Origin of the sequence: Rhizobium phaseoli, from assembly GCF_003985125.1 — a bacterium.
GTDB classification, from domain to species: Bacteria; Pseudomonadota; Alphaproteobacteria; order Rhizobiales; family Rhizobiaceae; genus Rhizobium; species Rhizobium phaseoli.
The window spans coordinates 17,534-41,229 of record NZ_ML133573.1; the positions used below are offsets into that span (position 1 = coordinate 17,534).

Here is a 23,696-nt window from a genome sequence, read left to right on the forward strand (position 1 = left end):
CTCGGCGGCTGAAGGCGCTGGAACTTTTGACTATGGACAATACCATCCTCGAAATGCGGAGCATCACCAAGACGTTCCCGGGCGTCAAGGCGCTGGAGAACGTGAACCTCAAGGTTCGCAAGGGTGAAATTCACGCATTGGTCGGCGAAAACGGGGCCGGCAAATCGACCCTGATGAAAGTCCTATCGGGCGTCTATCCCACCGGAAGTTATGAAGGCGACATCGTCTATGAAGGCGAGACGCGCAACTTCAGGGTCCTGAAGGACTCCGAAGAGATCGGCATCGTCATCATTCACCAGGAACTGGCGCTGGTGCCGCTGCTGTCGATTGGCGAAAACATCTTCCTCGGCAACGAAAATGCCAAGAGCGGCGTCATCAGCTGGGACGAGACGTTCAACCGCACCAAGCAGCTGCTCAAGAAAGTGGGCCTGTCGGAATCTCCGAACACGCTGGTCACCGACATCGGCGTCGGCAAGCAGCAGCTCGTCGAGATCGCCAAGGCGCTGTCGAAGAGCGTCAAGCTGCTCATCCTCGACGAACCCACCGCTTCGCTCAACGAAAGCGATTCCGACGCGCTGCTCAATCTGCTGATGGAATTCCGCAACCAGGGCATCACGTCGATCATCATCTCGCACAAGCTGAACGAGATCCGCAAGGTCGCCGACCAGATCACCGTGCTGCGTGACGGCATGACGGTCAAGACACTCGACTGTCATGCGGACGAGATCAGCGAAGACATCATCATCCGCAACATGGTCGGCCGCGATCTCGAGGATCGCTACCCCCCGCGTTCGGTGCCGATCGGCGAAACCATTCTCGAAGTGAAGAACTGGAACGCCTATCATCAGCAGCACCGCGACCGTCAGGTCCTGCACAATATCAACGTCACCGTCCGCAAGGGCGAAGTCGTCGGCATCGCCGGCCTGATGGGGGCAGGGCGCACCGAATTCGCCATGAGCCTGTTCGGCAAGTCCTATGGCCACAAGGTGTCGGGCGAAGTGCTGATGCACGGCAAGCATGTCGATGTCAGCACCGTGCGCAGGGCGATCGACGCGGGTCTTGCCTATGTCACCGAAGACCGCAAGCAGCTCGGCCTGGTGCTCAACGATACGATCCTGCACAATACGACGCTCGTCAATCTGAAGGCGGTGTCGAGTGCGTCGGTCATCGACAGCGTCAAGGAATCGCGGGTAGCGACCGATTATCGCTCGAAGCTGCGCATCCGCTCCTCCAGCATCTTCCAGGAAACAGTCAACCTGTCCGGCGGCAACCAGCAGAAGGTGGTGCTGTCGAAGTGGCTGTTCTCCAATCCCGATGTTTTGATCCTTGACGAGCCGACACGCGGCATCGACGTTGGCGCAAAATACGAAATCTATACTATCATCAACCAGCTCGCGGCAGACGGCAAAGCCGTTCTGATGATCTCGTCGGAAATGCCGGAACTGCTCGGCACGTGCGACCGCATCTACGTCATGAATGAAGGACGGATCGTTGCGGAACTGCCGAAGGGAGAAGCGAGCCAGGAAACCATCATGCGCGCCATCATGCGCTCAGGAGAGAAGAAACAATGACGCCGATCAATCAACCCATCACTGAGCAGGGGCGTGTCGTCTCCATCGGCGACTATGTTCGCGGCAACATCCGGGAATACGGCATGTTCATCGCGTTGATCGCGATCATGGTGTTCTTCCAGATTTCGACCGGTGGCGTTCTCTTCCGGCCGCTCAACCTGACCAACATCATTCTGCAGAACTCGTTCATCGTCATCATGGCGCTCGGCATGCTGCTGGTCATCGTCGCCGGCCATATCGATCTTTCGGTCGGCTCGGTCGTCGGCTTCATCGGCGCCATCGCCGGCGTGATGACGGTGCAGTGGCACATGAATTACGTGCTGGCGGGTGTCGTCTGTCTGGCTCTCGGCGCGCTGGTCGGCGGCCTGCAGGGCTATTTCGTCGCCTATCACAAGATCCCGTCCTTCATCGTCACGCTCGCCGGCATGCTCGTCTTCCGCGGCCTGACGCTGTTCGTCATGACGGCATCGGGAACCGGCACCAGCATCGGTCCCTTTCCGCCGGAATTCCAGCTGATCAGCATCGGCTTCCTGCCGAACCTCATCGATACGGGAGCCATCAACTCGACCTCGATGATTCTGACCGTGATCGGCGCCGTTGCCCTCTTCTACATGGCATGGCGCAAGCGGCTCTCCAATGAGAAGCATGGCAATGATGTCGAGCCGATGGGCTTCTTCCTTGCCCAGAACATTATTGTCGCGCTCGCCATTTTCGGGCTCGGTTGGCAGCTGTCGAACTATCGCGGCTTCCCGAACGTGCTTGTCGTCATGCTCATCCTGGTTGCTGCCTATGCGTTTATTACGCGCCGCACGACGATCGGCCGGCGCATCTATGCCATGGGCGGCAATGAGAAGGCGACCAAGCTTTCCGGTATCAACACCGAGCGGCTGACCTTCCTGACCTTCGCCAATATGGGCCTGCTCGCCGGTCTCGCCGGGCTGATCGTGGCGCTGCGCCTCAACTCGGCGACGGCCAAGGGCGGCTTCGGCCTCGAGCTCGACGTCATCGCCGCCTGCTTCATCGGCGGCGCGTCGGCCCAGGGCGGCGTCGGCAAGGTGACGGGTGCGGTCATCGGCGCGTTGATCATGGGCATCATGAACAACGGCATGTCGATCCACGGTCTCGGCACCGACTCGCAGCAGATGGTCAAGGGTGCGGTGCTTCTGGCTGCCGTGTTCTTCGACGTCTACAACAAGAACAAGGGCTGAGCGCTCAAGCGCAGCCCCGGCATTCGCAGTCATATGAATGATGGATTCCGGCTCCTGATGGAGCCGGACGGGCGGAGCTTTTTCTGAAGCTCGCCGGAACGAGAAGGATCGAAGTCGTGCTTATTTCCCAGATCAAGGGTGCCAACGGAGAGATTGTCGTCGCCGTGCGCGAGCCGGGCGGCGCAGCCAGGTCGGTCAACAACGCCGGCAGCGTCTATGCGCTGGCGATGGAAGCCGCCGACGGCGGCAAGTCGCTTGCCGCCGTCATCGAGGCGCATGGCTACGGCGAAACCGTCGATCTCGAAAAGGCTTATGCGGACGGCCGCTTCCTGCCGCCGATCACCCATCCGGACGCTGCCCACCTGCATCTGACCGGCACCGGCCTGACGCATCTCGGCTCCGCCGCCACTCGCGATTCGATGCACAAGAAAACCAGCGAGGCGGCCGAGGAAACGCTGACCGACTCGATGAAGATGTTCAAGATGGGCCTCGAGAACGGCAAGCCGAAAGCCGGCGAAAAGGGCGTGCAGCCGGAATGGTTCTACAAGGGCAACGGCTATGGTGCGGCAGCGCCGGGCGCGCCGCTCGTCTCGCCCTCCTTCGCGCTCGACGGTGGCGAAGAGCCTGAAATGGCCGGCATCTACGTCATCGCCAAAGACGGAACGCCGTTCCGCATCGGCTTTGCCCTGTCGAACGAGTTTTCGGACCACGTGACCGAACGGATGAACTACCTCTATCTGGCCCACTCGAAACTGCGCCCTGCCGCCTATGGCCCGGAAATCCGCATCGGCGCCGCCCCCGACGATATCCGCGGCACATCGCGCATCAAGCGCGGCGACAAGGTGATCTTCGAAAAGCCGTTCCTGTCGGGGGAGGCGAACATGTCGCACACCTTCGCCAATCTGGAATACCACCATTTCAAATACGGACTCTTCCGTGTTCCGGGCGATGTGCATGTCCATATGTTCGGCACGGCGACCCTTTCCTTCGCCGACGGCGTCAAGACCGAAGAGGGGGACGTCTTCGAGATCGAAGTCGCCGAATTCGGCCTGCCGCTGCGCAACCCGCTGAAGGTGGCCGCCGAGGAAGAGATTTCCGTCAAGCAGCTCTGATTTTCGAGGCCTGGCTGCGTCCGCGACCGGGCCGTGTTTGTAAACGGTAAAGGAGGCTTGTTCAGCCCATGACCATTTATCAAAACCTGATCGCCGGCGAATGGGTCGGCACGAACGCGACGAAGAACATCAATCCGTCCGATACGAACGAAGTCGTCGGCCTCTATGCCGACGGCAGCGCCGAAGACACCAAAAACGCCATCGCCGCCGCCAAGGCTGCCTTCCCGGCCTGGTCGCGCTCGGGCATCTGGGAACGCCACGTCATCCTGAAGAAGACCGGCGACGAGATCATGGCGCGCAAGGACGAGCTCGGCGCGCTGCTCGCCCGCGAGGAGGGCAAGACCCTGCCGGAAGCCACCGGCGAAGTCATCCGCGCTTCGCAGATCTTCGAATTCTTCGCAGGCGAAGCCCTGCGGCTTGCCGGCGAGGTCATCCCGTCGGTTCGCCCGAACATCGGCGTCGAGATCACCCGTGAGGCGCTCGGCGTCATCGGCATCATCACGCCCTGGAACTTCCCGATCGCCATTCCCGCCTGGAAGATCGCGCCGGCGCTCTGCTACGGCAACACCATCGTCTTCAAGCCGGCCGAACTGGTGCCGGCCTGCTCCTGGGCGATCGTCGACATCCTCAACAGGGCAGGGCTGCCGAAGGGCGTTCTGAACCTCGTCATGGGCAAGGGCTCGGTCGTCGGTCAGGCGATGCTGGAAAGCTCCGATGTTGCCGGCATCACCTTCACCGGCTCCACCGGCACCGGCCGGCGCGTCGCCGCCGCCTCCATCGAGCATAACCGCAAGTTCCAGCTGGAGATGGGCGGCAAGAACCCGATGGTCGTGCTCGACGATGCCGATCTTTCCGTCGCTGTCGAAGCCGCCGCCAATTCCGGCTTCTTCTCGACCGGCCAGCGCTGCACGGCTTCGTCGCGGCTGATTGTCACCGAAGGCATTCACGACAAGTTCGTCGCCGCATTGACCGAGAAGCTGAAGACGCTGGTGGTCGATAACGCGCTGAAGGCCGGCACCCATATCGGCCCGGTTGTCGACGAGCGGCAGCTGAAGACCGATACCGACTATATCGAGATCGGCAAAAACGAGGGCGCCAAGCTCGCCTTCGGCGGCGAGGTGATCTCCCGCGAGACGCCCGGCTTCTACCTGCAGCCGACGCTGTTTACCGAAGCGACCAACCAGATGCGGATTTCCCGCGAAGAGATCTTCGGACCCGTCGTCTCGGTGATCCGGGTCAAGGATTACGACGAGGCGCTGGCCACCGCCAACGACACGCCGTTCGGCCTTTCGGCCGGTATTGCCACGACCAGCCTGAAGCATGCGACGCATTTCAAGCGCAATGCCGAGGCCGGCATGGTCATGGTCAACCTGCCGACGGCAGGCGTCGACTTCCATGTGCCGTTCGGCGGCCGCAAGGGTTCGTCCTACGGTCCGCGCGAGCAGGGCAAGTATGCCAGCGAATTCTTTACCGTGGTCAAGACGGCCTACACGCTGGCTTGAGATATAGCCGATGACCCGGGCCGTACGAGGCGGCCCGGCAATTCACCTTAAGGACAGAGAAAATGAAAAAGAAAGCGGAATGGCCGCGCAGGCTGAGGTCGCAGGAATGGTATGGCGGCACGAGCCGCGACGTGATCTATCACCGCGGCTGGCTTAAGAACCAGGGATACCCGCACGACCTGTTCGACGGACGGCCGGTGATCGGCATCCTCAACACCTGGTCGGACATGACCCCGTGCAACGGTCATCTCAGGGAACTCGCCGAGAAGGTAAAGGCGGGTGTCTGGGAGGCCGGCGGCTTCCCGCTCGAGGTGCCGGTATTCTCGGCCTCCGAAAACACCTTCCGCCCGACCGCGATGATGTACCGCAACCTCGCCGCACTCGCGGTGGAAGAGGCGATCCGCGGCCAGCCGATGGACGGCTGCGTGCTGCTCGTCGGCTGCGACAAGACCACGCCGTCGCTGCTCATGGGTGCCGCCTCCTGCGATCTGCCGTCGATCGTCGTTACCGGCGGGCCGATGCTGAACGGTTATTTCCGCGGTGAGCGCGTCGGTTCCGGCACGCATCTGTGGAAGTTCTCCGAAATGGTGAAGGCCGGCGAAATGACGCAAGCCGAGTTCCTCGAAGCGGAAGCCTCGATGAGCCGCTCGTCGGGCACCTGCAACACGATGGGCACCGCCTCGACGATGGCGTCGATGGCCGAAGCACTCGGCATGGCGCTGTCGGGCAATGCCGCGATCCCCGGCGTCGATTCCCGCCGCAAGGTCATGGCGCAGCTCACCGGCCGCCGCATCGTGCAGATGGTTAAGGACGATCTGAAGCCTTCCGAGATCATGACGAAGCAGGCTTTCGAGAACGCCATCCGCACCAATGCGGCGATCGGCGGATCGACCAATGCCGTCATCCACCTTCTCGCCATCGCCGGCCGCGTCGGCATCGATCTTTCGCTCGACGATTGGGACCGGTGTGGTCGCGACGTCCCGACGATCGTCAACCTGATGCCGTCGGGCAAGTACCTGATGGAAGAGTTCTTCTATGCCGGTGGTCTGCCTGTGGTGCTGAAGCGCCTCGGCGAGGCCGGCCTCCTGCACAAGGACGCGTTGACGGTCTCCGGCGAAACCGTCTGGGACGAAGTCAAGGACGTCGTCAACTGGAACGAAGACGTCATCCTGCCCGCCGAAAAGGCGCTGACCTCGTCGGGCGGCATCGTCGTGCTGCGCGGCAATCTCGCGCCGAAGGGCGCGGTGCTGAAGCCTTCGGCCGCCTCGCCGCATCTCCTGGTGCACAAGGGCAGGGCAGTCGTGTTCGAGGATATCGACGACTACAAGGCCAAGATCAACGACGACAATCTCGACATCGACGAAAACTGCGTCATGGTCATGAAGAACTGTGGGCCGAAGGGCTATCCCGGCATGGCCGAAGTCGGCAACATGGGACTGCCGCCGAAGGTGCTGAAGAAGGGCATCCTCGACATGGTGCGCATTTCCGACGCCCGCATGTCCGGTACGGCCTATGGTACCGTCGTGCTGCACACCTCGCCGGAAGCGGCGGTCGGCGGCCCGCTCGCGGTCGTGAAGACCGGCGACATGATCGAGCTCGACGTGCCGAACCGTCGCCTGCATCTCGACATTTCCGACGAGGAACTGGCGCGGCGGCTTGCCGAATGGCAGCCGAACCACGATCTGCCGACGTCGGGCTACGCCTACCTGCACCAGCAGCACGTCGAAGGCGCCGACACCGGCGCCGACCTCGACTTCCTCAAGGGATGTCGCGGAAACGCAGTCGGCAAGGACAGCCACTGACAAGGCGAACTTTGAAATTGAAGGCGGGGCATTGCCCCGCCTTCTTCTTTTGAGCTTGAACGATGGGGAATGGCTATATATTTTGTATATGTGTACAGGAGATATGGCCATGAATAAGACGGTCGGCGCAGCCGAGTTCAAGGCGAAATGCCTGAACCTTATCGACCAAATGCAGAACGACGACGAAGCCATCGTGATCACTAAGCGTGGCAGGCCGGTTGCCGTTCTTTCACCGGCACGCGATCCGAACCAGCCGAGGAGTATTATCGGTGCGATGAAGGGCAGCGTCCTGCGTTATGACGATCCGCTGTCCCCGGCCGCCGAGCCGGAGGATTGGGACGCCATCCGTTGATCGTCATCGATACCCATATCCTGGTCTGGGCGATGCAGGACGATCCACGCCTGGGGGCGCAGGCCCGGCGCGTCATTGATGAGATGACGGAGAAAAGCCGGATCCTGATTTCGGCGATTACGCCTTGGGAAATCGCGATGCTTGTGCAGAAAGGACGTCTGGCGCTCGGCGATGATGTCGGGCGATGGATCGATAGTGCGCTGGCTCTGCCGGGGCTTGACCTCGCACCGATTGAGCCTTCCATCGCCGTAGATAGCGTTAGATTGCCAGGTGCGTTTCATGCCGACCCCGCCGACCGCCTCATCGTCGCCACGGCTCGGCATCATCGCGTGCCGTTAATGACGGCCGATCAGGCGATCCTCGGCTATGGTGCGCGCGGCCATCTCCAGGTTCTCTCAGCAGATTGATTGCTGCCTGGATGTGGAGTTTAACGTGCCGGAGCATGTCGAAAAGCCGGATGCGCCGATCGCCGGCTCCCCAGCCGATCACGGATTCACAGTAGGCCGATGTCACTCAGTTCTGGCTCTGGCTTTGCATCTGTCCGCCGTTCTCGACCTTGACGGTCACCGAGAGTGTCTCACCCGGCGTGCCGATGCGCATGCCGGAGATCGGCGCGGCGTCGCGGTAGCAGAGGCCGGAGGCGACCCTGACGTAACGGGCATCCGGGCAGATCTCATTGGCCGGATCGAAGCCGACCCAGCCGAGGCCGGCAATATGGGCCTCGGCCCAGGCGTGGGTCGCCGCCTGTTCGATCTTTTCCTCCATCATCAGATAGCCGGAGACGTAACGGGCCGGGACCTGCAGGGCGCGGGCGGCGGATACGAAGATGTGCGCGTGATCCTGGCAGACGCCGCTCTTCTTCTCCAGCGCCTGTTCGGCCGTCGTCGCGGCATTGCTGGTGCCGGGCTTATAGTCGACCGTCTCATGGATTGCCGCCATCAGCGCATGCATGCGGGCAAGCGCGTTGTCGCCGCCGACGCTCTTGACGAGTTCCTTGATGAGCTTGCCGCCCTTGGTCAGCGGCGTCTCGCGCAGGAAGAGCCAAAGCGGGCAGAAGCCGGTGTGCGGGCCGGTGACGCCGTTATTGTCCACCGTCTCGACCTCGCCCTCTGCCAGGATGCGCGTCATGTGCTGCGCGCCCTCCAGCGAGACCAGATTGACGTGGTTGCCGTACTGGTCGTCATACTCCACCTCGGGCGTCGCGCCCTCGACGTTCAACGACCATCCAAGCACCTTCTGGGCAGCGGTTGTCGGCGGCGTCAGCCTGAGGCGCTGCAGCGAGAACTGCGCCGGTTCGTCGTAGCGGTATTCGGTAAGGTGGCTGATCTTCAGTCTCATGGTCTGATCCGCTTATACGTAGAACCGGTAGCCGTCGGAAATCTCCGCGCCGAGCTGGTTGTTGCGCGAGACGAAGTCTTCCAGGAATTCGTGCAGACCCTGATCCATGATGTCGCGGATCGCCCGCGTCTGCAGCGTAGTGCGGATGGCATCGGCCGTGTCGTGGGCAGGCAGCCGCGCCTCGTAATCCTGGGCGAGATAGCCAAGATTGCTGACGATCTTTTCATAGCAATAGGCAAGCGAACGCGGCATCTGGACGTTCAGCGTCAGGAAGTCGGCGATATTCATCGCCCGGTATTCGCCGTCATAGGCCCAGCTATAGGCGCGGTGGGCGGAGACCGAGCGCAGGATCGATTCCCACTGCACGTTGTCGAGCGAGGAGCCGACGGCCGAGACGGAAGGCAGCAGCACGTAATATTTCACGTCGAGGATGCGACTGGTATTATCAGCCCGCTCGATGAAGGTGCCGATGCGCGCAAAATTATAAAGCTCGTTGCGCAGCGTCGAGCCATGGAAGGCGCCGCGGATGAGGCCGGCGCGACGCTTGATGACGTCGATCACCTCCGGCAGGTCGGCCGCTTTCACGCGTTTTTCGAGCAGGGCTTTCAGTTCGATCCAACATTCGTTGGTCGCTTCCCAGGTCTCCCGCGTCAGCGCGGTGCGCACCATGCGGGCGTTGTTGCGGCCGGACTCGATGCAGGACATGACGCTTGACGGGTTGGCGCGATCGCGCAGCAGATAGTCGATCGCTTCGGCGTTCGTCAGTTTCGTGCGGCTTTCGTCATAAGCCTCGCGCACGCCGGCACTTTGCAGCACGCCGTCCCAGTTGTCGTCGCCAGCGCTGCTGCGGGTGAGCGACATGCGCAGCCCGGCGTCGACCAGGCGGGCGATATTTTCGGCGCGCTCGATGTAACGGAACATCCAGTAGAGGCCGTTTGCGGTTCTTCCGAGCATCAGTCCTCCAATACCCAGGTGTCTTTGGTGCCGCCGCCCTGGCTGGAATTGACCACGAGCGAGCCCTGTTTCAGCGCCACGCGGGTGAGCCCACCCGGAATGATCTGAACCTTGTCGGACACGAGCACATAGGGGCGCAGGTCGACATGGCGCGGCGCAATGCCCTTGTTGACGAGGATCGGCACGGTGGAGAGCGACAGCGTCGGCTGGGCGATGTAATTGTTCGGCTTGGCTTTCAGTTTCTCGGCGAAATCGGCGCGTTCTTTCTTCGACGCCGTCGGGCCGACCAGCATGCCGTAGCCGCCGGAGCCGTGCACTTCCTTGACGACCAGCTCCTCCAGATGCTCCAGCACGTATTTCAGGCTTGATGCCTCCGAGCAGCGCCAGGTCGGCACGTTTTCGAGCAGCGCCTTGCTACCGGTGTAGAATTCGACGATCTCCGGCATGTAGGAATAAATCGCCTTGTCATCGCAAATGCCGGTGCCCGGCGCATTGGCGATGGTGATGTTACCGGAGCGGTAGACATCCATGATTCCAGGAATGCCTAGCGCCGAATCGGCGCGGAAGGTGAGGGGATCGAGGAAATCATCGTCGACGCGGCGGTAGAGCACGTCGATCGCCTCGTAGCCGCGGGTCGTGCGCATTTTCACCTTGCCATCGATGACGCGCAGATCGGAACCTTCGACCAGTTCGACGCCCATCATATCGGCGAGGAAGGAATGCTCGTAATAGGCGGAATTGTAGATGCCGGGCGTCAGCACCGCGACGCGCGGCTTGCCGGTGCAGCCGGGAGGCGCGAGCGAGGCGAGGCTCTGGCGCAGCAGATAGGGATAATCCTCGACGCGCTGCACCTTGTTCTCATGGAAGAGTTCCGGGAACATCTGCATCATCGTTTCCCGGTTTTCCAGCATGTAGCTGACGCCGGACGGCGTGCGGGCATTGTCCTCCAGCACATAGAACTGGTCCTCACCGGTGCGCACGATGTCGGTGCCGACGATATGGGTGTAGACGCCGCCGGGCGGGCGGAAGCCGATCATTTCGGACAGGAAGGCGACATTGTTTTCGATCAGCTCGCGCGGAACGCGGCCGGCACGGATGATCTCCTGCTTATGGTAGATATCGTCGAGGAAGGCGTTGAGCGCGATTACCCGCTGTTCGATGCCCTGGGCGAGCTTGCGCCATTCGCGGGCGGAGATGATGCGGGGAATGATATCGAAGGGGATGAGTTTTTCGGAACTATCGGCGTGGCCGTAGACTGCGAAGGTGATGCCGGTCTTTCGGAAGATGTTTTCCGCATCGCGGGACTTGGCAATCAGATGCGACCGGTCTTGGCTGTTGTACCACTCGAAATATTTTTCATAAGGCGGGCGAGGACTTTCGTCCCCGGTAATCATTTCATCAAATGCCAAAGGTGCGGCTCCCCTTTTTTGTTCATTTGAATACAACGCAAATTGCAATGCAAGAACCATGCGCAGTTCGGGGAAAAGATTTTGCGTTGCGGGAAAAGGGGGATTTTCGGGCGTTTGCGGGGACGGGGCAAATGGTGTTTCGCAAAGGTTGCACAAAATGTGAGCATCTGGTGGTTTTTCGTCCGGCGGATGTGTGGGGCAGGATCCAACACACTCAAGGATTTGGGCGCACCGGATTCCTGTGACGAGCACAGGAGTGAGGAGTGTGTGGAGGAGCGCCGGCGATCCTCACTGCGGTAGCATGCTGGCGAGATCCCGACAGCCTTGTTCGTGATGTTGAAGTTTTCATCTTCCTGCTTGTCGATTGTCCCAAGCATCAGCCAAATTTCAAATAAGCATCAACGCTTCGCCTTTGACTGCGACCGTCGGCTGCAGGTATCAGCACGGCGAACTCTTTCCGCCGAGCAGCCCCATGTCCCTCGACCGCTTCGCCCCCGCCGTCTTCGTTTTCCTCTGGTCCACGGGCTGGGTGGTGGCGAAATATGCGGCGCTGCATTCCGAGCCTTTCACCTTCCTTTCGATACGTTACGTGCTGTCGGCCTTGGCGTTCCTGGCCTTCTGCCTGGCGAGCGGGGCGCAATGGCCGAAAAGCCGGACGACGTGGCTTCGCGCCGTCTATTCCGGTTTCTTCCTGCATGGTTTCTATCTCGCCGGCCTCTGGTGGGCGATTGCCAATGGCGTGCCGGCCGGCATATCGGGCATCATCGCGGCGCTGCAGCCGTTGTTGACGGCAATGGCGGCTCCCTTTCTCGTCGGCGAACGGTTGCAGCAGACGCAGAAACTCGGGCTTGTTTTCGGCTTCATCGGCATTGCCATCGCCATTTCGCCGAAACTCCTCGATCCGGCGACATCAGATCTCACACATGCGGCGCTGCCGCTGGCGATCAACCTCATCGCCATGGGGTCGGTCACCTACGGCACGCTCTATCAAAAGAAACACCTGCAATCCGGCGATCTCAGGTCGATCGCAACGCTGCAATATGTCGGGGCGTTGTTTCTCACCCTGCCGCTTTCGCTGATCTTCGAACATCAGCAATTCGACGGCACCGCGCAGGCCTTTGCCGCGCTGATCTGGTCGGTCTTCGGACTGTCGATGGGCGGCGTCGGGCTGCTGCTTTATCTGATCCGCCGGGGGCAGGTTTCCCGCGCCGCCTCGCTGATCTATCTGATGCCGCCAGCTGTTGCTTTCGAAGCCTTCATCGCCTTCGGGGAGCCGCTGACCGTGCCGTTGATTCTGGGCACGGTGATCGTGGTCGTCGGCGTCTATCTGACTAACCGCAAGGCTGTCGAACGCCGCAGGCCGGTGGAAGCCTAAATAGCAAAAGGCCGGAGAAAACCCCGGCCTTTTCCATGTTTCAGTCGATCGCTGATCAGGCGCGTTCGCGGCGCTGGCCGCCATTGCGGGAGCCGGAGCCGCCGCGGCGGTTGCCGCCATTGCCCTCGCGGCGCGGTTCGCCGCCCTGGGCCTGGTGCGGACCGCGGTCTTCGCCGTGCTTGCGGGCCGGGCGACCGTGGGCGTGACGGTTATTGCCGCGGTGATGTCCACTCGGCTCGCCATTGGCGTGGGCGCCGTGATGGGCGGGACGCTGCGGCTTTGCCGAGGGGCGGAAGTCGGAGGTCGAAACCAGGTCATTGTCGGGGCCGAGGTCCGGGGCCGCTTCGCCGCGGCGCTGGCCGCGGAAATCCTCGTTGCGGCTTGTGCGTTCGGGACGCGGGCGGCGTTCCTGGCGGCTGCCGCGATGCTCCGAGCGGTTCGCTTCGCCACGGCCTTCGCCGCGACCTTGGCCTTCGCGACCCTGGCCGCCACCGCGGTTGCGGTTGTTGCCATTGCCGTTGCCGCGGCGGGGGCCGCTATTGCTGATATTGGCCGGCGGTTCGCCACTTGCGACGGCGATGTCGATGCCCATCAGGCGCTCGATGTCACGCAGCAGCTTGGCTTCGTCGGGGGCGCAGAAGGCGATCGCGATGCCGTCGCGGCCGGCGCGCGCGGTGCGGCCGATGCGATGGACATAGGCGTCGGGCACCTCAGGCAGATCGTAGTTGTAGACGTGGCTGACGGCCGGGATGTCGATGCCGCGGGCGGCAACGTCGGTGGCAATCAGCGTCTTGATGCTGCCATCACGGAAGGCTTTGAGCGCCCGCTCGCGCTGGCCCTGGCTCTTGTTGCCGTGGATCGAGGCGACGGAATAGCCGATATTGTCGAGGTGCTTCATCAACTTCTCGGCGCCGTGCTTGGTGCGCAGGAAGACGATGGCGCGGCCGTCCGGGTTTTCGGTCAGCGACTTGCGCAGCAGTTCGGTCTTGTCGTTCTTGCCGGCGACGAAATGGACATACTGCTCGACCTTGTCGGCAGCCTTGCCCGGAGGCGTGACTTCGACCTTGACGGGATCGACGAGATATTCGCCGGCGAGATCGGCGATCGCGTTCGGCATGGTGGCCGAAAACAGCATGGTCTGGCGCTTCTTCGGCACCAGCTTGGCGATCTTGCGCAGATCGTGCACGAAGCCGAGGTCGAGCATCTGGTCGGCTTCATCAAGGACGAGATAGCGCACCGTGGTCAGGGTGATGGCGCGACGATTGACGAGGTCAAGCAGGCGGCCGGGCGTGGCGACCAGCACATCGGTGCCTTTTTCCAGCTGCAGCTGCTGCTTGTTGATCGAGACGCCGCCGACGACGACGTTGATGCGCAGCGGCGACTTGCGGATGAATTTCTTCAGGTTGTCGGCGATCTGGTTCACCAGTTCGCGGGTCGGCGCCAGGATCAGCGTCCGCGTCGTGCGGTTGTCGGGGCGGCGCTCGTCTGCAAGCAGCTTTTCGATGAGCGGCAGGCCGAAGGCGGCGGTCTTGCCGGTGCCGGTCTGGGCAAGACCGATCAGGTCTCGGCCCTGGAGGAGAAGGGGGATGGCCTGTTCCTGGATCGGCGTCGGCGTTTCGATGCCGAGCTGGAACAAGGTGGCGACGATCGGCTTGGAGACACCAAGCGATTCAAAATTAGTCAAGGCATAACCTTTCGGGGCGCCACAACGACTATCGCCGGAACGCACCATGCGATCCGGTTTCATTCTGGCGTCAAGAACCCCGCGTGAAGTGGGAACTTGCAAGTTGGAAAAAGCTTTCCAGCGCTTCTGGCCGCAGATGGGAGTGCGGCCTCTATCGAAATGCGCTTTTGTCCCTTCTTCCTGCGTTTCGTATTTTTTAGCAGGGGCACGCTCACGCGGCGGCCGGAAGGGTGAAAGCTGAGCCGCATTTGGACTAATTCGCGTGGAAAGTCAAGTGCAGCGCACAAAAAGCCTCAACCCGGGTCGGGCGAGGGCATTTTCAGGATGAAGCTTTCCGACGCGCTTTCTGCGCCGTTGACGAGGATGGCGAGGCGGTGCTGGCCGGGGTAATAGCGCCTTGTCGTGATCGGCCGCATGGCGTGGCGGCGTTCGATCGCCTGGCTCTGCCCGGGCGCGAGTGTGATCGTCTTGCACTTGAAGACCTTCGGCGACAGCGAGCCGTCAGCCTTCACATGGTGGATGGCGTAGTCGATCATTACCGATTGCGCGGCTTCGCCGCCATTTGTCACCCGGATCGCGAAATCCAGCCCTTCGCCGAACATCACCTCGCCGTTGATGAGGCGAAGTTCGCATTGGAGCGATGCGGCCGCGCCGAAGCCGAAATTGGCGAGCGCCTGCGCATGGCCCTTCTTCAGGAGTGTGCGCGAGGCATGTTTCAGCAGGCGGCGGCGCTCAGGCTTAGCATCCTCGATATGGCCGGCGATGAAGGCGGCGACCATATCCGGATGATCCTTGGCGATATCGTTCAGGCTGTTGGCGACGGAGCGGCGCACATATTCCGCCGGATCGTCCATCAACGCGGTCAGGATGGGCAGGATCGGCGTTGGATCCTTGACCAGTTGCGGCAGGCGCATGGCCCATGGCAGGCGCGGCCGCGTTCCCTCGCTCGCCAGCCTGCGCACATGTTGGTCGGCATCACCGACCCAGCCGGAGATGATGGCAAGTGCGCGCTGCTGGTCGCGATGGATGAAGGGACGGATACCGAATTCGGCGGTGAAATGCGGCGTCAGCGCCTTGAGGAGATCGAGGCCGAGTTCGAAATGATCTGGGCCGCGCGCCGCGATGAACTGGTTGATCGGCAGCAGCATCCAGCCGGTCAGACCAGGCCTCGCCGATGCCGGCAGGCTTGCCTTCAGGATGGCGGCTGCTTCGGGAAAACCCTCGGGAAGCGTGGCAAATAGCGCGTCGCGGATCAGCGCCGAGCGCTCCATCAACTCCAGCGCCTCCAGGCCGTCGGTCGCCAGCGCCGCGAAATGGTCTCGGTCGAAGGAAGGAGGGTTGGCGGCGATGCGATCGGCCATGTCGCCGACCAGCGCCTCGTGCAACAGGTTCTTGAGCGGTTCCGGCATGCTGATCCTCCCTCGATCTGAGGAATGGCCCGGCGCCGCCGGGAGGTCAAGCGGCGCCGGATCCGGGTTTCTCTATTCCGGGCAGACTTTGACGCGGTAGGGGTTGCCCCAATCGTCGTGCCGCCATTCGAGGTGGCAATAGGATGGCCGGTAATAGGTCCGGTAGACCGGATAGGGGCGATAATAGGGGTAGGCAGGGTAGGCGGGATAGGCCGGGCGGGCGGACTCGGACAGCAGCGCGCCGCCGACGACGCCGGCGGCCAGGCCGCCCCAGAAGGCGTCGCGTGGATGGGCATCGGCAGTGGCGGCAGTGGTGAGCGAGGCGCCGGCAAAGGTCAGCGCGATCAGGCCCGTCGCCATGGTCTTATGAAAAACGGACATGGTGTTTTCCTTGATTTGGACTGGCTTTTATAAGCCACCTCCAGACTCCGCCCCGATCGCGGCGGAGCGATGGCCGCGCAAGCGCCTGCCGCATTAAATTTTCGTCATGATTTCAACGGCTGACGAGTGAAGGAGGCGCTGATCAGGGGGTGTCGGGGCGTCGCCTGTGGCAGCGTTATTTCCAGTCTCCGGCGAGCCGGGACTGCCGACGAAGGTATTTCTGATCGCCCAGCCGGCGTGCAAAATTTCAACGCACAAATTTATGGTTAAAACCTTGTTAAAAGCCTTGGCGTTATAGTTTTTGTCGTTGATATTTCTTTCATTGCGGGAGCGACAATTTTTTGAAATCAGCCGGGGACATACTGGAGTTGGCCTGCCGCCGGATCGCTGATCTGGACACCCCGGCCTATGTCAAGAACAGCGAGTTGCGCTATGTCGCCGTCAACGAGGCCTATGCGGACTTCCTGGGCCGAGAGATTTCCGATTTCATCGGCAGGCGCAGCCGCGAACTCTTCGGCCGCCCAGAGGAGGATCGTGAGGACAAGGAGCGCCGCGCACTGGTGTTCGGCACCGAGGAGAACGCCATCTGCTTCGACGCGGCGAACCTCCGGCATGAGCGCGTTCAGATCGAAAGCTTCTCGCCGTCACCGGAGCGCATCTATGTGCTCGGCATCTTCGAAGCCCGCGAGCGTCGTGCCGTCGGCAACAGCGAGATTAGCGGTAGCTCTCAGGCTGTAAACGATTTCGGACCTGCCGCCGATCTTGCCCACGTACGTGAGGCACTGGAAAGGCTCGATCACCCGATCGGCATCTTCGCCGTGGATGGCCGCCCGCTGGTCGTCAACGCCGCCCATCGCAAGGGCGCACGTCCTTCGCCCGCCGGCGATTCGGCCTGGGGTGACAGCGTCAGCGAACTCGAAGCGCTGCGCACCGTGCTGGAAGATCTGCCGGTTGCCGTCTTCGTACGCGATGATCAGCATCGCCTGATCTATGCCAACAAATATTACGAGACCTTCAGCGGCCGCGCCCGCTCCGAGTATCTCGGAATGACCGAACACGAAATGTTCGGCCAGGAAGGCGCTGAGCCCATCTACCAGGAAAACCTGCTGGCGCTCAGGGACGGCATTTCGGTGGAACTCGAGAGCGAGATGCCGAGCAAAGGCGGTCACGTCTATCCCGTCATCTCGCGCGTCAACCGCGTCATCACGGCGGACGGGCGGACCTATGTCGTCGGCTCCTTTTCCGACATCTCGCCGCTGAAGGAGCGCGAGAAGGCGCTGATCGCCTCGCGCAAGCAGGAAGAAGTGCTGCATCGGGATATCGAGAGCATCCTGCGTTCGCTGCCGATCGGCGTGCTGATCCTCGATAACGACCACCGGATCCTCTACGTCAACGACGAATTCTACAGCATCTGGGAACTGCCGCGCGAGGATCGTTTCGACGGGCGCCCCTTCATCGATGTCATCCGCCGCAACCATGAGCTTGGCCGCTATGACGGGACGCGAACGCCGGAAGAGCTCTATGCCTTTCGCAAGCACCTGTTCGAAGCTGCAGAGCCGCAGCCGATCGAGGTCGGCTGGGCAGGCGGCAAATCCGTCATCTTCGACAGCCGGCGCATCTCCAACGACCGGATCCTGCTGACCTACGCCGATATTTCGGCGGTGCGCGAGCGGGAAAAGGAAATTCACGAGACGCGCGCCGCGCTGGAGCGGGTCGGCGAAATGATGCGCGATGCCACGCACGCCATGTCGCAGGGACTTGCCATCGTTCAGGACGGCATCATCAAGATGTCCAATGAGGCAATGGCCGATATTCTGCAGATCCCGCCGCATTATATCGAGGCCGGGCAGGGCTGGCTCGGCATGTTCGAATTCTGCGCGGCGCGCGGAGATTTTCATGATGCGGCGGCCGACATCCTGGAGGGCTGGCGCGCCAATATCGCGGCAAGGCAGCCGATCTCCACCGTCTTCCATGTCGGCGGCGAGCGCTGGGTGAATATGGACGCGACGGTCAGCACGGGACAGCATTGGGTGGCGCTGTTTACCGATGTCACCGAGCTCAAGAGCCGCGAGGAGGAATTGCGCGAGCTGCTGTCGCGCGCCGAAGCAGCCGACCGCGCCAAGTCCGAATTCCTCGCCAATATGAGCCATGAGATCCGCACGCCGATGAACGGCGTGCTCGGCATGGCGGAGTTGCTGGCCAAGACCAATCTCGACACGCGCCAGAAAACCTTCATCGACATCATCGTCAAATCGGGCAATGCGCTGCTGACGATCATCAACGACATTCTCGACTTCTCGAAGATCGATGCCGGGCAGATGAAGCTGCGCAAAGCCGCTTTCGATATCACCGAAGCGGTGGAGGATGTGGCGACCCTTCTCTCCTCGCATGCCGCCGAGAAGAATATCGAGCTTCTGGTGCGGGCCGCCCCCGACCTGCCGGCCGCCGTGATCGGCGATGCGGGCCGTTTCCGCCAGATCGTCACCAATCTCGTCGGCAATGCCGTCAAATTCACCGAGCGTGGCCATGTCTTCGTCGACGTCGGCTTCGAGACCGTCGCCGGCGGCGAAATCATGGCGAGCATCCGTATCGAGGATACGGGCATCGGCATCCCTGAGGAAAAGCTGGAATCGGTATTCGACAAGTTCTCGCAGGTCGATGCTTCCTCGACCCGGCGGCATGAGGGAACAGGCCTCGGACTCGCGATCACGGCCGGGCTCGTCGACCTCTTCGGCGGATATATCAAGGCGGAGAGCCAATGGGGCAAGGGCTCGGTGTTCACCGTCAATCTGCCCTTTGCAGTGGCGGCCGCCCGCCTGGAGCCGAAGCCGCTGCCGATCAACGTGCAGGGCGCGCGCATCCTCGTCGTCGACGACAATGAGGTGAACCGGCGCATCCTCACCGAGCAGCTTTCGCTCTGGGGCTTCGACGGCGTCGCTGCCGAGGGCGGCGGCACCGGCCTTGCGATCCTGGAGGCGGCGGCCGATCTCGGCGTCACGGTCGATGCCGTCATACTCGACTATCACATGCCCGACATGAATGGCGCCGATGTCGCTCGCCGGCTGCGCGCCGATCCCCGCTTCGTCGAGCTGCCGATCATCTTCCTGACCTCGATGGATATCTCAGGCACGGAAAAGGAGTTCGCGGCGCTGAACGGCCAGGCGCATCTGATGAAGCCGGCGCGTGCCAATGTGCTGCGCAACACCGTCGTCGAGGTGGTTCGCGCCCGGCGCGTGAAGCAGGCTTCGCAGGCCGAAATTGCCCGGTTGCAGGTCGAAACGTCCCTGCCGGCCCAGGCCCCAGCTCCTGTGCCGGCGCCGCAGAAGCGAGCAGCTGAATTCGTCGACGTGCTCGTCGCCGAAGACAACGAGGTCAACCAGATCGTCTTCACCCAGATCCTGCAGGGAACGGGGCTTTCCTTCCTTGTTGTCAATAACGGGGAGCAGGCTGTCGCTGCCTGGGAGAGCCATACGCCACGCATCATCATGATGGATGTCTCGATGCCCGTCATGAACGGTCATGAGGCGACCCGGATGATCCGCGAACGGGAAAAGGGGCAGGGCCATCGGGTGCCAATCATCGGCGTCACCGCCCATGCGCTGGAAAGCGACCGGGAGCTCTGCCTCGACGCGGGCATGGACGACTACATGTCGAAGCCGATCAGCCCCGAGCTGCTGGAAGAGAAGATCCGGCAATGGCTCGGCAAGGACGAGCAGCAGCCGGGGCGTACGAGCTACTGATCTCGAGCAATTCGCGAACGGGTGGCATCGGTCACATCCTCCGCACAGTTTCCATTCCGAGAAGTTCAAGACACTTCCCGATCACTTGCGCTACCAACTTGCAGGTGGCGAGACGTGCAGGCGGATCTTCTCCGGTCAGCACCGGGCAGTCCGTGTAGAAGCGGCTGAAGGTGTCGGCCACTTGGTATGCCCGCTCGGCGATCTCGAACGGCTCAAGCTGCCGGGCAGCCTCGGATAAGGAATGGGGATACCAGAGGCATTCGACCAGCACCGCCCGTTCCGACGGATGACTGACCGAGATGGTGACGCCTGGAACGATGCCTGCTGAGGCCGCCTTGTTGAGTATCGAACAGATCCGCGCGTATGCGTACTGCAGGTAAGGCCCGGTCCTCCCCTCGAACGAGGTCATCCTGTCGGTATCGAAGACGTATCCGGTCTTTCTCGGGGTGGAGAGGTCGGCGAATTTCAGCGCCCCGAGGCCGACCGCGGTCGCTGAATCCTTGTCCTTTACTTTCTCGGCGGCTTTCGCAAGCGCCAGTTCGATCATCTCGCCAAGCGCCGCCGCAGAACCGTCCCGGGTTTTGAACGGCTTTCCATTCCATCCCCGGACGGTACCGAAGGTTACATGTCTCAGCTCAATCCCGTTGGCATATCCTGCCGCCCGGGCAGCCGAGAAAACGCTTCCGACGTGAAGCGCTTGACGGTCGTCGGTGCAGTAGATGATCCGTTGCGCGCCGATGTCCCGCACCCGCCGCCGCAGCGTCGCAAGATCCGTCGTGCCATATAGCGCGGCACCATCGCTCTTCCGGAGTAGAAGCGGCGGGACGTTGTCAGGCAGTTCTTCGCCGGAGACCTCGATGAGCAGCGCTCCATCGCTCTCCCGTGCGAGCCCACGTGACACGAGGTCATCAAGCATGGGAGCGATCTCGGAGTGGGCGTCGCTTTCGCCCAGAAGCAGGTCGAAATGCGCGCCGAGCTGTTCGGCCGTGGCTGACACCGCTTCAAGAGAAATCTCCCGCATGCGTTTCCACGCACCCGTGAGGATGGGATGGCCGTCCTGGAGCATGTTCGTAAGCAATCGGGCGACGCCCAGCGCGGTATCGTCCTCGCTAGCCGCATTGCCGGACTTGTAGAGTATCCCGAGCTCCTCGACGGACATTTCGTCGAAGGAGAAGTCTTTGATGAAAGGTACGGGATCTCCGTGCTGCCAGCCGGAGGCGATTGCAGCGCCGTACAGGAGCTTGCCCATCTGGAGACCCCAGTCGCCGAGGTGAATGTCGGAGATCACGTCATGTCCGATCTCAGACAAGATGCGGCGGAGGCTTTCACCTATAACGAATGACCGGAGGTGGCCGACATGCAGCGCCTTTGCGACATTGGGGCCGCCGAAGTCGATGACGGTACGGATCGGGTGCTGTTTCTCGGCGCCAAGCGCGGGATTTCCCAGCATCGCTGCGGCCTCCGCGGCAATGGTCTCGTTCGATAACCGGAAATTTACGAAACCCGGACCTGCGACGGAAACCTCATCGAACACGTCGTTGCGCGCTGCTGCAGCGACGGAGGCGGCTAGCTCGTGCGTGTTCTTACCGGTCGCCTTGGCGAGCCGCATCATCTCATTGCACTGGAGGTCGCCGAATTCAGTCTTTGTTGACCGGATAACGGATGGGACGGCTTCGAGGCCGTTCAGTTCATATGCGGACGTGAGTGCGGCAAGCGCTGCCGATTTTACGGACATGGGTCGTTCCCTTTGACTGCACGGCTAAAGGTTCGCTGAAGCTTGAGAGCTGTTCAGCGTCGTCGCACGGTCTTTAGAACGATATTCTCCATGTCGGACCTTTCGAACTCGATCAGTCGATAGACTGTCTCAACGCCAAATGCAATCTTCGCGATAAGATGAGCATGGGAAATCGCAATTAGAAAACGAGGATTTTAGGCGCTCCGCTTTACGCACAGGCCGCCTTCACACCGCATAGCATTTCACGCTTGCCGGCGAACCCTTTGCGGCGTTCCACGTTAAAGCCGGCGGCGATGAGATTGCGGCGCACGAAGCCGGCCGCGGCATAGGTGGCGAAAGTGCCGCCGGCCGCGCTCTTTTCGTTGACCTCGCGCATCAGCTCCTCCGACCACATGTCGCCGTTGCGCGACGGGGCGAAGCCATCGAGATACCAGGCGTCGAATCCGGGTTTTGCCGCGGTGACGCCATCGAGCGCCGGGCCGCAAACGACGCTGAGCCGCGTCTGGTCGTCGAGGTCGAGCGAGACAGTACCATCGGGCGTCTGTGGCCAGGCCGCCGTCAGCGCTTTGCGCTCGGCATCGATCTCCGGCCAGTGCGAGAGCGCGCGGCCGATTTCTTCGCCGCGCATCGGGTGAAGTTCGAAGGAGATGAAATGCAGATGCTGGCCGGCTGCGCGATGCTGCTTCCATTGCCGCCAGGTCTCGGCGAAGTTCAGGCCGGTGCCGAAGCCGAGTTCGCCGATGACGAATGCGTGCCGCCCGCTCCATCGCTCGGGCAGACCGTTGCCGGCGAGAAAGACGTGGCCACATTCCAGCCGGCCATCGGTCTGGCAATAAAAATGATCGCCAAAGGCGGTGGAATAAGGCATATCGCCGTCGCGCCATTCGAGCGGCTGCGGTGCGCCTGCGCCAATCTGATCAGGGTTCATGTCTGTCATGGGAAAAGCCGATAGTCCTCAGCCGGTCTCAGGTCAATCATCCTGCGAATTGCTGATCGTCGGCGGCGGCATCATGGGCCTTTGGGCGGCCGTCCATGCCGAGCGTCGCGGCATCCGCACGGTCATTGCCGACGCCGGCAGATTGGGCGGAGGTGCGAGCGGGGGCCTGCTCGGCGCGCTGATGCCGCATATGCCGGACCGGTGGTCCGAGAAGAAGCAGTTCCAGTTCGATGCGCTGGTGTCGCTCGAGGCCGAGATCGCTGCGCTGGAAGCCGAGGCCGGGCTCTCGGCAGGCTACCGCCGCTCGGGACGGCTGATTCCGCTGCCGAAGCCGCATCTTAACAAGATAGCGCAGGGCCATTGCGAGGACGCCGAGCACCATTGGCAGGCCGGCGAGCGCCGCTTTCATTGGCATGTGCTCGACAGGCCGCCGGTCAGCGGCTGGATCGAGGATTCTGCCGGCGGGAGCGGCTTCGTGCACGATACGCTCGCCGCCCGCGTCGCACCCCGCCTGCTGATCGCGGCGCTCGTCGCTTTCCTGCAGCGGGCAAAACATGTGCGCATCGTCGAACATGCAACGGTTGCCGCTCTCGATCCCGATCGCGGCACGGCCGTGATCGGCGGCGAAAGCGTCGTTTTCGATCAGTGCATGCTGGCTGCCGGCCACCAGTCTTTCCCGTTGCTCGATGCGCTGACACCAGGGCTGAAACAGCCGCTCGGCCAGCCGGTCAAGGGACAGGCAGCGCTGCTGAAAGCCGATATCGACCCGGCCTTGCCGACGATCTTCCTCGACGGGCTTTACATCGTTGCGCATGAGGGCGGATATGCGGCGATCGGCAGCACCAGCGAGAACCGTTTCGATGACCCCGCCTCGACCGATGCTCAGCTCGACCGGCTGATCGAAATGGCGCGCGGCTTTGCGCCTGATCTTCGCGATGCGTCGGTTGTCGAACGCTGGGCCGGGCTTCGGCCGAAAGCGATCGACCGCGATCCGATGATCGGCCGTCATCCCGGCCACCCGCGGCTCGTCGCATTGACCGGCGGCTTCAAAGTCAGCTTCGGCTTGGCGCACCGGCTGGCGGAAGCGGCGGTTTGTATTGCAGACGATACGGATTGCGAATTTTTGCTGCCGGAAAGCTTTGCGATTTCAAGCCATATCGCTGTGGCTTCACGTTAAACGTGAATTC

The 23,696-nt window shown here is 62.0% G+C and carries 18 protein-coding genes; 10 read left to right on the top strand and 8 right to left on the bottom strand.

Annotated features, from left to right (window positions below; all coding sequences use genetic code 11):
* The first annotated feature begins 32 nt into the window (after positions 1–32).
* From mmsA to EFD56_RS16630, 7 genes are all read left to right on the top strand, one after another.
* The gene (gene mmsA / locus EFD56_RS16600; protein ID WP_126905839.1) at positions 33–1,571 is read left to right on the top strand and encodes a multiple monosaccharide ABC transporter ATP-binding protein; all 1,539 of its coding nucleotides are present in this window, start codon (positions 33–35) and stop codon (positions 1,569–1,571) included.
* Positions 1,568–2,779 carry a multiple monosaccharide ABC transporter permease gene (mmsB, locus tag EFD56_RS16605; RefSeq protein WP_085743028.1) on the top strand — a complete coding sequence of 404 codons (1,212 nt, stop codon included), beginning with the start codon at positions 1,568–1,570 and terminating at the stop codon, positions 2,777–2,779. Before mmsA ends, mmsB begins: the two co-directional genes overlap by 4 nt.
* A gap of 116 nt (positions 2,780–2,895) precedes the next feature.
* Positions 2,896–3,891, top strand: a complete 996-nt coding sequence (gene araD1 / locus EFD56_RS16610; protein ID WP_126905840.1) for an AraD1 family protein — start codon at positions 2,896–2,898, stop codon at positions 3,889–3,891.
* 68 nt (positions 3,892–3,959) lie between these two features.
* Positions 3,960–5,393, top strand: coding sequence for an aldehyde dehydrogenase family protein (locus EFD56_RS16615; RefSeq protein WP_126905841.1), 1,434 nt, complete (start codon positions 3,960–3,962; stop codon positions 5,391–5,393).
* A 62-nt stretch (positions 5,394–5,455) separates the two neighbouring features.
* The gene (araD, locus tag EFD56_RS16620; protein WP_012484826.1) at positions 5,456–7,195 is read left to right on the top strand and encodes an L-arabinonate dehydratase; all 1,740 of its coding nucleotides are present in this window, start codon (positions 5,456–5,458) and stop codon (positions 7,193–7,195) included.
* A gap of 109 nt (positions 7,196–7,304) precedes the next feature.
* The gene (locus EFD56_RS16625; RefSeq protein ID WP_183820006.1) at positions 7,305–7,547 is read left to right on the top strand and encodes a type II toxin-antitoxin system Phd/YefM family antitoxin; all 243 of its coding nucleotides are present in this window, start codon (positions 7,305–7,307) and stop codon (positions 7,545–7,547) included.
* A complete protein-coding gene (locus EFD56_RS16630) occupies positions 7,544–7,954 on the top strand; it encodes a type II toxin-antitoxin system VapC family toxin (protein WP_004668900.1) in 411 nt (136 codons plus the stop codon). The genes EFD56_RS16625 and EFD56_RS16630 overlap by 4 nt, the downstream gene beginning before the upstream one ends.
* A gap of 106 nt (positions 7,955–8,060) precedes the next feature.
* Here EFD56_RS16630 and EFD56_RS16635 read toward each other — a convergent pair whose 3' ends face one another.
* Genes EFD56_RS16635 through EFD56_RS16645 form a run of 3 tightly spaced genes read right to left on the bottom strand, consistent with a single transcriptional unit; the run spans position 8,061 to position 11,248 of the window.
* Positions 8,061–8,885, bottom strand: a complete 825-nt coding sequence (locus EFD56_RS16635) for a transglutaminase family protein (protein ID WP_126905843.1) — start codon at positions 8,883–8,885, stop codon at positions 8,061–8,063.
* A 12-nt stretch (positions 8,886–8,897) separates the two neighbouring features.
* A complete protein-coding gene (locus EFD56_RS16640; RefSeq protein WP_012484822.1) occupies positions 8,898–9,839 on the bottom strand; it encodes an alpha-E domain-containing protein in 942 nt (313 codons plus the stop codon).
* Entirely contained in the window at positions 9,839–11,248 is a 1,410-nt protein-coding gene (locus EFD56_RS16645) for a circularly permuted type 2 ATP-grasp protein (RefSeq protein ID WP_049736073.1), read from the bottom strand. Before EFD56_RS16645 ends, EFD56_RS16640 begins: the two co-directional genes overlap by 1 nt.
* A 472-nt stretch (positions 11,249–11,720) precedes the next feature.
* Between EFD56_RS16645 and EFD56_RS16650 the strand changes: the two genes are divergently transcribed.
* Positions 11,721–12,623 (top strand): DMT family transporter, encoded by a 903-nt coding sequence (locus EFD56_RS16650; protein ID WP_126905844.1) that lies wholly within the window; start codon positions 11,721–11,723, stop codon positions 12,621–12,623.
* Positions 12,624–12,678: 55 nt separating this feature from the next.
* Here EFD56_RS16650 and EFD56_RS16655 read toward each other — a convergent pair whose 3' ends face one another.
* From EFD56_RS16655 to EFD56_RS16665, 3 genes are all read right to left on the bottom strand, one after another.
* Complete coding sequence (locus EFD56_RS16655; protein WP_126905894.1) at positions 12,679–14,355, bottom strand: DEAD/DEAH box helicase; 1,677 nt, start codon at positions 14,353–14,355, stop codon at positions 12,679–12,681.
* Positions 14,356–14,600: 245 nt separating this feature from the next.
* Positions 14,601–15,716, bottom strand: a complete 1,116-nt coding sequence (locus EFD56_RS16660) for a DNA alkylation repair protein (RefSeq protein ID WP_126905845.1) — start codon at positions 15,714–15,716, stop codon at positions 14,601–14,603.
* 72 nt (positions 15,717–15,788) lie between these two features.
* Positions 15,789–16,097: a hypothetical protein gene (locus EFD56_RS16665; protein ID WP_126905846.1), complete on the bottom strand. Its 309-nt coding sequence runs from the start codon at positions 16,095–16,097 to the stop codon at positions 15,789–15,791.
* 341 nt (positions 16,098–16,438) lie between these two features.
* Between EFD56_RS16665 and EFD56_RS16670 the strand changes: the two genes are divergently transcribed.
* Positions 16,439–19,837, top strand: coding sequence for a response regulator (locus EFD56_RS16670; RefSeq protein WP_126905847.1), 3,399 nt, complete (start codon positions 16,439–16,441; stop codon positions 19,835–19,837).
* A gap of 31 nt (positions 19,838–19,868) precedes the next feature.
* Here EFD56_RS16670 and argS read toward each other — a convergent pair whose 3' ends face one another.
* Both argS and mnmC2 read right to left on the bottom strand, forming a co-directional pair.
* Positions 19,869–21,572: an arginine--tRNA ligase gene (gene argS, locus EFD56_RS16675; RefSeq protein WP_126905848.1), complete on the bottom strand. Its 1,704-nt coding sequence runs from the start codon at positions 21,570–21,572 to the stop codon at positions 19,869–19,871.
* A 208-nt stretch (positions 21,573–21,780) separates the two neighbouring features.
* Complete coding sequence (gene mnmC2 / locus EFD56_RS16680) at positions 21,781–22,509, bottom strand: tRNA (5-methylaminomethyl-2-thiouridine)(34)-methyltransferase MnmC2 (RefSeq protein WP_126905849.1); 729 nt, start codon at positions 22,507–22,509, stop codon at positions 21,781–21,783.
* Here mnmC2 and EFD56_RS16685 point away from each other — a divergent pair.
* The gene (locus EFD56_RS16685; protein WP_126905895.1) at positions 22,508–23,686 is read left to right on the top strand and encodes an NAD(P)/FAD-dependent oxidoreductase; all 1,179 of its coding nucleotides are present in this window, start codon (positions 22,508–22,510) and stop codon (positions 23,684–23,686) included. The genes mnmC2 and EFD56_RS16685 overlap by 2 nt on opposite strands.
* Positions 23,687–23,696 lie beyond the last annotated feature (10 nt).

Excerpts from the sequence above, each read along its gene's own strand:
- mnmC2 (WP_126905849.1), bottom strand. The coding sequence starts at position 22,509 with ATGACAGACATGAACCCTGATCAGATTGGCGCAGGCGCACCGCAGCCG.
- mmsB (WP_085743028.1), top strand. The coding sequence starts at position 1,568 with ATGACGCCGATCAATCAACCCATCACTGAGCAGGGGCGTGTCGTCTCC.
- EFD56_RS16625 (WP_183820006.1), top strand. The coding sequence starts at position 7,305 with ATGAATAAGACGGTCGGCGCAGCCGAGTTCAAGGCGAAATGCCTGAAC.
- EFD56_RS16615 (WP_126905841.1), top strand. The coding sequence starts at position 3,960 with ATGACCATTTATCAAAACCTGATCGCCGGCGAATGGGTCGGCACGAAC.
- argS (WP_126905848.1), bottom strand. The coding sequence starts at position 21,572 with ATGTCCGTAAAATCGGCAGCGCTTGCCGCACTCACGTCCGCATATGAA.
- EFD56_RS16640 (WP_012484822.1), bottom strand. The coding sequence starts at position 9,839 with ATGCTCGGAAGAACCGCAAACGGCCTCTACTGGATGTTCCGTTACATC.
- EFD56_RS16685 (WP_126905895.1), top strand. The coding sequence starts at position 22,508 with ATGGGAAAAGCCGATAGTCCTCAGCCGGTCTCAGGTCAATCATCCTGC.
- EFD56_RS16655 (WP_126905894.1), bottom strand. The coding sequence starts at position 14,355 with ATGGTGCGTTCCGGCGATAGTCGTTGTGGCGCCCCGAAAGGTTATGCC.
- EFD56_RS16665 (WP_126905846.1), bottom strand. The coding sequence starts at position 16,097 with ATGTCCGTTTTTCATAAGACCATGGCGACGGGCCTGATCGCGCTGACC.
- mmsA (WP_126905839.1), top strand. The coding sequence starts at position 33 with ATGGACAATACCATCCTCGAAATGCGGAGCATCACCAAGACGTTCCCG.
- EFD56_RS16660 (WP_126905845.1), bottom strand. The coding sequence starts at position 15,716 with ATGCCGGAACCGCTCAAGAACCTGTTGCACGAGGCGCTGGTCGGCGAC.
- EFD56_RS16635 (WP_126905843.1), bottom strand. The coding sequence starts at position 8,885 with ATGAGACTGAAGATCAGCCACCTTACCGAATACCGCTACGACGAACCG.
- EFD56_RS16650 (WP_126905844.1), top strand. The coding sequence starts at position 11,721 with ATGTCCCTCGACCGCTTCGCCCCCGCCGTCTTCGTTTTCCTCTGGTCC.
- araD (WP_012484826.1), top strand. The coding sequence starts at position 5,456 with ATGAAAAAGAAAGCGGAATGGCCGCGCAGGCTGAGGTCGCAGGAATGG.